At 45.1% G+C, this 12,037-nt stretch carries 11 protein-coding genes; 5 read left to right on the top strand and 6 right to left on the bottom strand.

The features are described 5' to 3' along the window. Positions 1 to 298: transposase (locus tag PAE54_RS05835; protein ID WP_326518772.1), on the bottom strand; the 298-nt coding region annotated here is incomplete at its 3' end. 252 nt (positions 299 to 550) lie between these two features. On the opposite strand from PAE54_RS05835, the gene PAE54_RS05830 reads away from it, so the two are divergent. From PAE54_RS05830 to PAE54_RS05820, 3 genes are all read left to right on the top strand, one after another. Continuing rightward, complete coding sequence (locus tag PAE54_RS05830; RefSeq protein ID WP_326518777.1) at positions 551 to 2,353, top strand: acyl-CoA dehydrogenase C-terminal domain-containing protein; 1,803 nt, start codon at positions 551 to 553, stop codon at positions 2,351 to 2,353. A 159-nt stretch (positions 2,354 to 2,512) separates the two neighbouring features. Then, complete coding sequence (locus PAE54_RS05825; protein ID WP_273778524.1) at positions 2,513 to 4,294, top strand: acyl-CoA dehydrogenase C-terminal domain-containing protein; 1,782 nt, start codon at positions 2,513 to 2,515, stop codon at positions 4,292 to 4,294. A 129-nt stretch (positions 4,295 to 4,423) separates the two neighbouring features. Beyond that, positions 4,424 to 4,921: a phosphate-starvation-inducible protein PsiE gene (locus PAE54_RS05820; protein ID WP_326518771.1), complete on the top strand. Its 498-nt coding sequence runs from the start codon at positions 4,424 to 4,426 to the stop codon at positions 4,919 to 4,921. 52 nt (positions 4,922 to 4,973) lie between these two features. On the opposite strand, the gene PAE54_RS05815 is transcribed toward PAE54_RS05820, so the two are convergent. Next, complete coding sequence (locus PAE54_RS05815; RefSeq protein ID WP_326518770.1) at positions 4,974 to 5,420, bottom strand: RcnB family protein; 447 nt, start codon at positions 5,418 to 5,420, stop codon at positions 4,974 to 4,976. A 169-nt stretch (positions 5,421 to 5,589) separates the two neighbouring features. Continuing rightward, positions 5,590 to 6,021 carry an RcnB family protein gene (locus PAE54_RS05810; protein WP_326518769.1) on the bottom strand — a complete coding sequence of 144 codons (432 nt, stop codon included), beginning with the start codon at positions 6,019 to 6,021 and terminating at the stop codon, positions 5,590 to 5,592. A gap of 176 nt (positions 6,022 to 6,197) precedes the next feature. Here PAE54_RS05810 and PAE54_RS05805 point away from each other — a divergent pair, with 176 nt between their 5' ends. After that, complete coding sequence (locus PAE54_RS05805; RefSeq protein WP_326518768.1) at positions 6,198 to 6,644, top strand: hypothetical protein; 447 nt, start codon at positions 6,198 to 6,200, stop codon at positions 6,642 to 6,644. 68 nt (positions 6,645 to 6,712) lie between these two features. Here PAE54_RS05805 and PAE54_RS05800 read toward each other — a convergent pair whose 3' ends face one another. The 3 genes from PAE54_RS05800 to znuD all read right to left on the bottom strand — a co-directional run bounded on the left by PAE54_RS05800 (position 6,713) and on the right by znuD (position 10,989). Continuing rightward, entirely contained in the window at positions 6,713 to 7,117 is a 405-nt protein-coding gene (locus PAE54_RS05800) for an RcnB family protein (RefSeq protein ID WP_326518767.1), read from the bottom strand. A gap of 189 nt (positions 7,118 to 7,306) precedes the next feature. Beyond that, a complete protein-coding gene (locus PAE54_RS05795; RefSeq protein WP_326518766.1) occupies positions 7,307 to 8,770 on the bottom strand; it encodes a phospholipase D family protein in 1,464 nt (487 codons plus the stop codon). Positions 8,771 to 8,862: 92 nt separating this feature from the next. Then, positions 8,863 to 10,989, bottom strand: coding sequence for a zinc piracy TonB-dependent receptor ZnuD (gene znuD, locus PAE54_RS05790; RefSeq protein WP_326518765.1), 2,127 nt, complete (start codon positions 10,987 to 10,989; stop codon positions 8,863 to 8,865). A 141-nt stretch (positions 10,990 to 11,130) separates the two neighbouring features. Here znuD and PAE54_RS05785 point away from each other — a divergent pair, with 141 nt between their 5' ends. Further along, complete coding sequence (locus tag PAE54_RS05785; protein ID WP_326518764.1) at positions 11,131 to 11,919, top strand: DUF4184 family protein; 789 nt, start codon at positions 11,131 to 11,133, stop codon at positions 11,917 to 11,919. The last annotated feature ends 118 nt before the right edge of the window (positions 11,920 to 12,037 follow it).

Genomic DNA, 12,037 nt, shown 5'->3' with positions numbered 1-12,037 from the left:
GTTGATGAGCACGTACGTAAGAGCCATCAATAAAAATCCACTCCATATCAGGGTGTGATGCTAATAATTTGAATAATTTAAGCAACTTACCACTGCTTGACCAACGATTAAAACGTTTGAAAATAGAGTTTGACTGACCAAAATAGGAAGGAATATCTCGCCACGGGCAGCCTGTTCTAATTCTATAGAGAATAGCTTCAATAAAATTACGTAAATTTGAGTTGTGATGAATAGATAAATTACGCAAAATAGCTTTCAACTTTTGCCAGTGTTGATCTGTCAGCATGGTACGAGGCATAGCGAATAGTGAAATTGGGTTTGGCGATTTGATTTTACTACTTCGCTATTTTTTTAAGCTAAAAATGTCAACACACCCTAATAAAATTGTAAAATCCTTGACTTTGCAGTCACCAACACAAGTCGCCCATCTGCCCGTTCAGCGGTATAAATGATTGCACAATGTATCGCTCAGATATGTGTCACCGCTGACACGTTTATCGTTTATTAGGATTATATGGCTGGTTGTCTAACCAGTATTGAGGAACCCGATATGCCACAATACAAAGCGCCCTTACGTGACATGCAGTTTGTTTTGCATGAACTTTTAGATGCTCAAGCACACTATGCCAAACTCCCGGCATTTCAGGACAACGTAAGCCGTGAGTTGGTCGATCAATACTTAGAGGCTGCCGCAGATTTCTGTGAAAATGAACTTTCCCCACTCAATCAGATTGGCGATCAGCAAGGCTGCCAGTGGAATGATGGCATTGTAACCACGCCAACTGGCTTTAAAGAAGCCTACCAGAAATATATTGAACTGGGCTTTCCTTCTCTCTCCGGCAATGAAGAATATGGCGGGCAAGCTTTACCCAACTCGCTCGGCACCGTGATTTCCGAAATGGTGGGCAGTGCCAACTGGGCTTGGAGTATGTATCCGGGATTATCGCATGGTGCCATGCGCACACTCGAACATCACGGTTCGCAACAACAAAAAAACACCTACTTGCCTAAACTGGTTTCTGGAGAATGGACTGGCACCATGTGCTTGACGGAATCCCATGCCGGATCTGATCTCGGAATTATTCGCACCAAAGCCGAGCCGAATGCCGATGGCAGTTATGCAATTTCCGGGGAGAAAATCTTTATTTCTGCTGGTGAGCACGACATGGCCGAAAATATTGTGCATATCGTGCTGGCACGTTTACCTGATGCACCCAAAGGTACGAAAGGCATCTCCCTGTTTATCGTGCCTAAATTTCTGGTAAATGCCGATGGCAGCCTGGGTGAACGCAATCAGGTTCGTTGTGCCTCGATTGAACATAAAATGGGTATTCATGGCAATGCCACCTGCGTACTGAATTTTGATCAAGCCACCGGATTCCTGGTAGGGCCAGAAAATCGTGGCCTAAACTGTATGTTTACCTTTATGAATGCTGCACGGATCGGTACAGCCGTTCAGGGGCTGGCAGCAACAGAATTGTCTTTCCAAGGGGCTTTGCGTTATGCCAAAGACCGTCTGGCCATGCGTGCACTCTCAGGAGCCAAGGCCCCTGAAAAAGAAGCAGATCCGATTATCGTGCATCCCGCTGTACGTAATATGTTACTGACACAAAAAGCCTTTGCTGAAGGTGGACGTGCACTGGTCTATTTGCTGGCCCAGTATGCAGATTGTGTCGAAAAAGCCGAAAGCGAAGAAGAGCGGATTTATGCCGACAATCTGTTGTCCTTGCTGACCCCGATTGCGAAAGCTTTCCTCACGGAAACCGGTCTGGAAGCTGCCAACAAAGGCATGCAAGTCTTTGGCGGACACGGTTTTATTGTTGAACATGGCATGGAACAGATCGTCCGTGATACCCGAATTTCCTGTATGTATGAAGGCACTACCGAAATTCAGTCACTTGACCTACTCGGTCGTAAGGTTTTACAAAACAAAGGTCAAATGCTTCGTGACTTCGGCAAGATCATTCATCAATTTGTGCAAGAACAGCAAGAACAGCCGGGTATGCGTGAATTTACCGATGTGTTGACTAGCCTTAATCAGGAATGGGCTGACATCACCCAAAAAATTGCCGCAGCTGCACAGCAGGATCCAGAGGAAGTGGGGGCAGCAGCCGTGGATTATCTGTTCTATTCAGGTTATGTCACCTTGGCCTATCTGTGGGCACGTATGGCTGCAGTGGCACAACGACAGTTGGCAGCTGGCAGCACAGAGGTGGATTTCTATCAGGCCAAAATTACTACCGCACGTTTCTATTTCAAGAAATTGCTCCCACGCACTCGTGCGCATGTCGAGCTGATCTTGACTGGTGCTGATCCAATTATGGCTTTGGATGCTGAGCATTTTGCCTTCTAAAAATCACTGGCAATATGCTGTAAATTTAAAAAAAGGACTGATCAGTTTTGATCGTCCTTTTTTTATGAAATAAATGCTAAATTGAACAGCGAAGATACGGGTTTCTATTACATTTCATTCCATTACAAACACATCGATGTGTAAGAACGGTGAATAATTATGCCAATTTATAATGCGCCAATTGCGGATATGCGTTTCATTTTGAATGAAGTTTTTAACGCGGAACAATTCTGGCAATCCAATGAAAATCTGGCTCATCTTGATACGGCGACTGCAGATGCCATCCTCGAAGAAATGGCCAAATTTGCCCAAAACGTGACCTTGCCGCTCAACCGTAGCGGTGATGAAGAAGGTGCAAGCTATCACAACGGAAGTGTCAGCACACCGGCTGGTTTTAAAGAAGCATTTCGCCAATATGCCGAAGCAGGCTGGATTGGCTTAGGGGCAGATCCTGAGTGGGGCGGTCAGGGTATGCCAAAAATGCTCACGGTTCTGACCGATGAAATGCTGATGGCCACCAATCCTTCTTTTACTCTGTATCCCCTACTTTCCATCGGTGCCGGCGTGGCGCTCAGCAGCTGTGCGTCACAGCAGCAGAAAGAAACCTATTTACCTAAAATCTATTCTGGTGAATGGGCGGGTACGATGTGCCTGACTGAACCACACGCGGGTACAGATCTGGGTATTATCAAAACCAAAGCTGAACGTAATGAGGATGGCAGCTACCGCATTACCGGGACTAAAATCTTTATTACTGGCGGTGATCAGGACCTGACCGAAAACATCATCCATCTGGTTTTGGCCAAAACCCCGGATGCCCCTGCAGGCTCACGCGGAATTTCCCTATTTATCGTGCCAAAATTCCTGGTCAATGCCGATGGTTCACTGGGTGAGCGTAATGCTGTAGGCCCGGGCTCGATTGAGCACAAAATGGGGATTAAGGCATCCGCCACCTGCGTCATGAATTTTGATGGCGCTACCGGCTACCTAGTAGGTAAGGAAAATGAAGGCCTGGCTGCGATGTTCGTCATGATGAATTATGAACGTCTATCCATGGGGATTCAGGGCTTAGGTGCTTCGGAATTTGCTTATCAAAACGCAGCCCAGTATGCGACTGACCGCCTGCAGGGTCGCAGTGCAACCGGTGTGATCAGCCCAAACAAACCGGCTGACAGCATTTTGGTGCATGGTGATGTGCGCCGCATGTTACTGAATGTTCGCGTTAACAATGAAGCCACGCGTGCATTTGCCGTCTATGTAGGACAACAGCTCGATATCACCAAATTCTCGACCGATGCCGAAGCGATCCGTCAAGCCAATGACCGTGTAGCATTACTCACCCCAATTGCCAAAGCCTATCTGACCGATACTGCATTCCAGGCCACTCTGGATGCACAAATGGTGTTTGGCGGACATGGCTATATCCGTGAATGGGGACTGGAACAATGTGTGCGCGATGTCCGCATTTCACAAATTTATGAAGGCACCAACGGTGTCCAGTCACAAGATTTGATCGGCCGTAAACTGATTAAAAATAAAGGCGCATTCCTCGCTGAGTACATTAGTGAAATTCGTGATTTTGCCAATAGTCTCGACAATGACCTGAACTTTATTAAAGATGCAACACTCGATGCAGCGACTGAAGTGGAAGCTATCGGCCAGTTCATCATTCAACAAGGCAGTGAAGATGCGAACTTCCCGAATGCGGTAGCAGTAGACTTCCTGCATGCGGTCGGTCTGCTCAGCTTTGCCTACATGTTTGCCCGTATTGCAGCGGCTGCTCAGGGTCAATCAGGTGAGTTCTATCGCAACAAGCTGGCCTTGGCACAGTACTTTGTCGAACGTGTATTACCTGAACTAGAAAGCCGTATCGCCAAAATCAACGCTGGCTCCGAACTGATTATGAACTTCAGTGAAGACTTCTTTACTGCGCAATATTAATCCAATTTGATCCCTAAAATGCCTGATGCGTCAGGCATTTTTTATGCATATTTGGCTTAAAAACTAAATTGTGCACGAATCTTGCATCTCTTTCTGAGCAGTCACATTCCCTATGTGAGGAATCAAGTCATGTCAGAAGAGAAAACCCGAGTGGAGAAAGTTGAAACTTTACTGGATCGTTTAGGTCATTATGCTGTTGAAAGCTTTCACTATATCGCCCTGTTTATCATTGGCTGTATGGTCGCTTGGTCAGCGGTCCATACCGTGTTAGAAATTCTGACGGTCAAACAGTATGCCAGCATTGATGACATCCTGTTGCTGTTCATTTATCTGGAACTGGGCGCCATGGTTGGCATTTATTTCAAGACCAACCATATGCCTGTGCGCTTTCTGATTTATGTCGCGATTACTGCACTTACCCGCTTGCTGATCTCCGATATTCAGCACGATCATAAGGCTGATATGGATCTGGTGATCATTACCGGGTCTATTCTGGTTCTGGCTGCTGCCATTCTCGTGGTCCGTTTTGCCTCCTGGCATTACCCATCTGTAATTCGGGATAAACACAGCGAGAAACCACTCCCCCATGACCTCACCCCACGTCCACAAGATGATGAATTAGCTTGAACAGACAGCATAAATAAAAAAGCAGGCATTTGCCTGCTTTTTTAATTGAGTTTTAACGACCATAGACAATGCGGCTGATCACGTTATTGGCGGTAGAAACCAACAGGTATTTGCCATCAACTTCCGTCCAGCGATAACCGTATGGTGGGGCATATAAATCACGTGAACGCCAGTCTTCTACATAATAACGGCTAGAACGGTATTCTCTTGGTAACACATCACCTCGCTGGAAACGACGTGATTCATGCCCCCAAGCACGAGCATGCGGAGGCGGTGCCTTTTTGTATTTGTAACGACGATCCTCATAACGATGTCCATAACGATCACGATCATCATAACGATATCCGTAACGGTCACGATTATCATAACGATGGTCATATTTCATCTGATGCTCATAACCCCAGCGTTTGTGGTCATAATCATCATCACGATCCGCCATTGCCGCTGTAGAAGTCAACACTGCACCAGAAAGTGCCACGAGCATAAATAGCTTGTTCATCGACTTATTCCTTATTCTTACCTTTGAAGCTAGTCTAAACAGCAGATAAGGAGAAATAATGGATAAAAGGCACTGCACTGCAACAATTTGTAATTTAACTAAACGATCCTAAAATCAAAATGCACTAAATTGGATCCCCGGGATGAAGCTGCGAAAGCCCTAAAGATCGTTAACGTACCACGGTGATGGTAAAAGTCGGTGTCGAGACCAGAACATAGCGCCCTTCAATGATCATCCAACGACAGTCCTCGGGAGGCTCATCTAAGCGATGTGCTGCCCAGTCATTTACATAATAACGACTGTCGCGATACTGAAACGGCACTTGGTCTCCTACAAAGAAACGCTGCTCATAACGATATTCATATTCCGTGGAGGGCGTGTAGCGAAACTGATAATAGCCTCGCTGATGCGAGTGCTGATCTCCCCAATAACGCGGATAAGCATGATCAGGGTAATGAGAATGCATAGGGGGATATTCATGAGGTACCGGACGCTCGACACCACGGTAATTTCCCCAGTTACTCGTCCCTGCAAAAACCGTCATGACGGTGAATGATGTAAGCAGAGTAATCAAAGTACGGCTAAAGATTGACTGTATCATGATGTATTCTGTTCAAGCTTTAATCTGATCAGTATAGAAGAAATGCACAGAAAAAATACAGCAAACATGACTAAGGGTATGGTTTCACAGACGGCAGACCTCCACCTCAGATAGGGTGCTGCTGCTTTAAATGCAGAATATGCTAAGATGCAATTTTTCAGGATGAGATCATCATTGTGTCTGAATTAAGTTTTGACCGACTGTATCAGTTCTTTTGCAAGGTCCCGAGTGTTCAGGAAAAAAATATCGTGGCACATGGATCCGATGGCCAACATGCCTGGTGGTTTAAGTTTAATATAGATATTGAACATCCACTTGCATGGCAAACCGTACAGGAATTGGGCCATGTGTTGAACTATTTATCGACCAATGAACGTCTGCCAACCCAGTTTTTCCCGGTTTCACCACCGCCTTATATGAATGGCGATGCCAAAGAATTTTTGGCTTGGGTGATCCAGTGTAACCATGCTGAATTTAGCCCAGATGTGGTATGTGACTGGCTAGAAGCACGCTTACCGAATCCAGTCGAAGATGCAGACCAGTGGAAAATTAAAACCGATCTCAGTGAGTTGGAACAATTGTCCGCCAAAGAGCTCGACCAACTGATTCCACCAATGCAATAAATAAAAAGGTCAGTGTAAACTGACCTTTTTATTACCCGAGTAGGCGATCAACTTCAGAACCCTTTGAATTAACGACCATAAACAATCTTGCTGATCGCATTATTGGCCATGGAAACCAATAAATACTTACCATCTACTTCAGTCCAACGATAACCAACAGGCGGCGCACTCAACTGACGCGTTTCCCAGTCATTCACATAGTAACGACTAGAGCGGTATTCTTTTGGCAGGTAATCACCCTGTTTAAACTGACGTGACTCATGTCCCCAGGCACGGGCATGTGCAGGCGGTGCTTTTTTAGACTTTTGTTTCTCTTTATATTCATGCTCATGATCATCATCGTGTTCATGTTTAATTTCACGACCGTACTGCTTCCCCCCATCATGACGGCCATGATCGTCGTGACGATCGGCCATCACCGCAGTTGACCCCAACAGCATTGAAAGTGCAATCAGCATGCCTGCCTTTTTCATTGGATTTCTCCTTGTTTTTGTTCAGTCCAAAGTTTAACGCTTTGTTAAGAAGAAACAATGAAGAACGAAACAGCTATCCTATTATTTTTTCATGGAAAATTTGAAACACTCAGCACTACCAGTAGCTTTCGCCAACTGAATCGAAAAAATAAAAAATCAGGTTTAACTCAATTCATTTTTGCACCCTGACTAAAATGTGGAGAGGCCTGACCACTCTGTAAAACGGTAAAGCCAGTATTTCAATTTGGACTCATCTGCATACTGCGCATAATCCACACTAATGAACCGTCCATGCAAGTTTGACCAAGCCGTTTCAAAATTGGCACCAGCATCCACAAACACAGCTGCCTGCGCTGAACCAAGCACCCGCAGATTGGTTTCCAGATTATAATTTTTCAGGTTACGTGCGGTGAGATTGGCAGACCCCAAAATCAGCTCATTTTCCGTCTTGCCATGTTTGAGGAGCATTTTGTTATGACATTGCTCCCCGTGGGTATTACACCAACGCACAGCAATACCGCTTGCGTGGAGTTCGGAAGCCACCTGACGGTTCGGAATACCATTTTTTTGTCGACCAAAGGCATCCTTGTTGGGATCAAGCAAGACCCGCAACTTCACCCCACGTTTGTGTGCCTGTTTTAAGGCAGTAATGACCCGACGTTCGGAAAGATAAAACATCGCCACATCCACCTGCTCCCCCGCCTGAGCATGATCAAGCAGATTGAGTACTGCCTGATAGATTGCAGCTTCAGTTAACACCTGCACCTGCGGCAGAGTCGGATTTTCAGGAACATGGCCAACAATCACGGCAGGCATATCTGCACCCGAAAATGCTGCGACGGCACGTTCGGTATTCAGCACATCCACAGCCGTATGTCCAGTCACCAGCAAAGCCACATTAGAATGCAATGAACTGCCATCATGGGGATTGGCCGAAGTCACCAAGGTTTTCCACCCTTCAACTGTATCGACCACAATAGTTTTTCGATGATTGGCCTTAAAATTAAATAAATGCAAATAGCTGCGCAGCGTGATCGGATGTGTACCGAATGGATTGGGCAACCAGCCTTTTGCCGGATGATTCCCAACATCCTGACAACATAAATACCAAAACCCCGACCAGAGCGGATTGGAGGCACGTAATGGGGTCAGATCTGTTTCAATCACATCAATTCCAGCCTGACGCAGTGTCCGATAATGCTCAGGGTTCAGCCCCCCATAAACCGAATTGATCGGATCAGTGATCAGTTTAATTTCGATCTGTGGATTTTGCCGTCGTTTGGCGATCAGGGCATCCGTTAATTGCTGCATCAGTGGACGGTAGTGCAAGGTGGATTTACCCACCTCAGCATTAAATAAAAACATGTCCAACACAATCGTGCTCTGGGCCTGTTCAATCAGTTGAAAGACCACATTAAAAATATGCTGGTCATGCTGTTGTTGCCCCTGATAATCTAGATAGGTTTGATCCGCCAAAAATTGCACATCAGCATGACGTAATGGACCGGTAAGGTTCAGTCCCTCAGGTAAAGGCTTATGGCTTTGATAAACAGCTGAGGATAGATAGGCAAGCAAGATTACAGCGCCAATTACACCAAAATAATGGCGACGTGACCAATTTAAACGTTGCTGGATTCGTCGAAATAAACGCATAACAAAAAACCTAACCTGATACGATCAGGCTAGGTTTTATTGGTTGATTTTTCAAGGGTAATTTGGTGATTGTATGGACTTTTCAGTTCAACTTAAAACACGAATTCCAAACCAACGGTAAAATTCCGCCCCACTTGTGGGATATTCGACAAGAATGATGCATGTTGATAAACCTGGTCATCCAGCAAATTGTTTGCATTGAGGAACACACGATAGCTATTGTTCGCTGCATACTGTCCTGCATAAGAAATGCCCATATTCAGCATGTTATAGCCTTGTGTTTCATCTTCATAACTGACTTTCTCACCGAGAGGTGTGCGATAGCTAGCGGTTTTATCTTGATTAAACACATGATAATACTCCATCATTCCCGACCAGCCATCAGCAAAATCTGCATCGACTTTGGCTCCTAGACGACCTGCCGGTACACGTGGTGCATTATCATTATCAATTTTACCGCGGACATAGTCACCAAAAACACTGAATTTATAATCCGAAGTCAACTGATAGCCCAGTTGTGCTTCTGCACCATAAAAACGTGCCTGATCCTGGGTATATTGCACTAAACGTAAATTATCTTCCTTGTCGAGTGTCTGGGCATAAATATAGTCATCAAACCAGTTGTGATAGACATGTACATGATAATCGAGCTTATCTTTCTCATAATGCAGGCCTAGCTCAAGATTATTGGATGTCTCTTTATCCAAGTTTTCATTGCCCAATTCATAGGTATTTGTCGCAAAATGCAAACCGTCAGCATATAGCTCTTGCGCAAGAGGTAAACGCTCCTGATGTGAGGCCACTAATGACAGTTTATAGTTTGGTGCAAAAGCCCAGTTACCCGCAGCCGAATACGAGAAACCCGTACCGCTATAATCTTGCTTTTTAGAATCAATATTGACTTTCTGATGGTCTAAACGTGCTCCCAATTCCACATGGACATCACCGAGCTGTTTATGTTCCAAACCAAACAGACTGTATTTTTGCGTTTTGCTATTTGCCATCAGCACATTGTGATTATGTTCTTCATGAGCTACATCCAATATTGGATTTGCTTCATGTTCATCGGGTGCACTGAGATCAATTTTTTGTTGACCATACTGGGCACCAATCACCCCCTCCCATCCCATAACGGGCACATGCACCAATTCTAAACGGCCATCATAACCACGACTTTCAAAACGGCTCGAGACCGTCTGCCCTTCTTTTTCATCATGGGCATAATCGGTGTAGCTGGCATGTGCGCGCAGTTTGTCAAAACCGGCAAATGGCTGATTCAATTCAGTACGAAAATCATAACGTTCCGAATCCAGATCAATCCATGGACCTCCCGCATGATTATCTTCTTCACCGGTTGGAGTTGGACATTGCAACTGCATATCCGTATCTGGATAACAACCATGATAGCCATGGCTATGTCCTGGCAAGCCATATTTATCTTGGCGCTTGCTATAAGAAACTCCGGTAAAACCACGATCATGAATCCAAGAAAGGCCCAGATTGACACTTTCACCTTCTGCAAAGGTGTTGCCCACCCGACGTTCTTTTTCTAATTCACCGTCATGTTCATGATAGTAATCCGGTGCAATATAGTCGTTGGCTTTACGTTTGAGCCCTTCAACGCGTAAGGCAATCTGATCTCCCAGCGCAACCGTCGTGCCCAAGCTCGCTAATTTCTCATCACTACCAGAGTTATAACGTAGGTTGACTGTACCTTCATAACCTTTTTCAGGCATTTGGGTCGGGATTTTATTGTCTGTAACATTGACGAGACCACCCACAGTCCCTGCAGCATAGAGTAAGGTCGATGGCCCCCGAATGATTTCAACTTGTTTCGCCAATAAAGGATCCACCATCACCGCATGGTCGGGTGACAATGTAGAAACATCAATGGTTTCAGAAGCGTGTTGTAACACTTTCACTCGTGCGCCGTCCTGACCACGAATGACCGGACGACTAGAACCCGAACCATACTGATTGCTATAGACCCCAAGTTCATCGCTCAGCGCATCACCGATGGTCGCGGCACGCTCGGCCAGAGTCTTTTGTTCAACGACATGATCTGCCACCGCAAAATCTGCTGCTGTCTGTACCAAAGGATGTGCGGTCAGCTGGATCGTTTCTAGTTGTTGTGTTGTTTCGGGTGCATCTTCTGCCCATACCCATTGAGAGGCTGCCGCCAAAATTGACAGGGTCAGCATACTTTTTGGAAATAACATGGTCAAAACTCGGTCATTATCGGATAATTTTTCGTTATATTATAACATTTCTTTTGTTTTGCAATAAAAAACATTTCATTATAAAAACTTAGGTTAAGCTAGTTGCATCTCCTACAGCAAAATTATTTATTATATTTTTCAATGCCTTTTACAATTTCTCATACAGTTCTTGCACCGGTCTTGTCACGCATCACTGGCCGTCATTTGCCTATTGCAGCACTGGCAATCGGCTGTATGGTTCCGGATCTATTCCGCCTGTTTACCGCAGCAAATGATCATAGCACTCATTTATGGTCAGGCATGCTCCATCCCAATTTATGGATCGGTCTCGGATTTTCAGCACTCTGGTATTTGATTTATCGTCCAGTGCTTTATCAGGTATTTAGCTTGTCTGATCCTTTAAGAATTCACAATTTTAAAAACTTTCTGCGGTTTGTATTTAGCATCAGTGTGGCGATTTTACTCGGTAACATCACCCATCTGCTGTGGGATAGTGTTACGCACGTCGATTATCGTACTTGGGCATTTCGCGATCTGTTAAGCCATCATATTCAAATTTTCCATCAGACCTATCCACTACACTACCTGCTACAAATTGGCAGTTCAGTTCTCGCCCTTCCCATCTTGATCTGGATGGTTTGGCATTATTATCAACAGCATCACAAGCCTAAAGCGACGGCAAGATGGATACGTGCCTATTTTGCCTTACTGGTTGTTATGAGCCTTATTTATGCAACATGTTCATGTTGGCACTACATCCAGCTGATTTCTACAGCGCTATGGCAACAGCATGCCTATTATTTTTTAGGCCGATCCATCAATATTTTTATGCAGGGCTGGCTCATTGTGATGACGATAGGATGCCTGTTATTGCTATTTTTGGAAGGAAAATCTTCCCCAGATCAGCAAGTACGAAACAAAACCCCATAACCTTAATTAACCCCGGGCCTACCCAAATGAGGACCTTTGTCTTCCGGTTGATGGGAAAAGCTGTGCTTTTTTGATCTAGTTCTTGTGGGCTCCCCCTCAAAAAGGCATAATTGAGTGT

The organism is Acinetobacter minutum (assembly GCF_035916735.1).
Classification (GTDB): domain Bacteria; phylum Pseudomonadota; class Gammaproteobacteria; order Pseudomonadales; family Moraxellaceae; genus Acinetobacter.
This window is presented reverse-complemented; position numbering and strand designations above follow the sequence as displayed.

What these genes read in the sequence shown, in the direction of transcription:
- PAE54_RS05830 (WP_326518777.1), top strand. Translation starts at nt 551, where the DNA reads ATGCCACAATACAAAGCGCCCTTACGTGACATGCAGTTTGTTTTGCAT.
- PAE54_RS05825 (WP_273778524.1), top strand. Translation starts at nt 2,513, where the DNA reads ATGCCAATTTATAATGCGCCAATTGCGGATATGCGTTTCATTTTGAAT.
- PAE54_RS05820 (WP_326518771.1), top strand. Translation starts at nt 4,424, where the DNA reads ATGTCAGAAGAGAAAACCCGAGTGGAGAAAGTTGAAACTTTACTGGAT.
- PAE54_RS05815 (WP_326518770.1), bottom strand. Translation starts at nt 5,420, where the DNA reads ATGAACAAGCTATTTATGCTCGTGGCACTTTCTGGTGCAGTGTTGACT.
- PAE54_RS05810 (WP_326518769.1), bottom strand. Translation starts at nt 6,021, where the DNA reads ATGATACAGTCAATCTTTAGCCGTACTTTGATTACTCTGCTTACATCA.
- PAE54_RS05800 (WP_326518767.1), bottom strand. Translation starts at nt 7,117, where the DNA reads ATGAAAAAGGCAGGCATGCTGATTGCACTTTCAATGCTGTTGGGGTCA.
- PAE54_RS05795 (WP_326518766.1), bottom strand. Translation starts at nt 8,770, where the DNA reads ATGCGTTTATTTCGACGAATCCAGCAACGTTTAAATTGGTCACGTCGC.
- znuD (WP_326518765.1), bottom strand. Translation starts at nt 10,989, where the DNA reads ATGTTATTTCCAAAAAGTATGCTGACCCTGTCAATTTTGGCGGCAGCC.
- PAE54_RS05785 (WP_326518764.1), top strand. Translation starts at nt 11,131, where the DNA reads ATGCCTTTTACAATTTCTCATACAGTTCTTGCACCGGTCTTGTCACGC.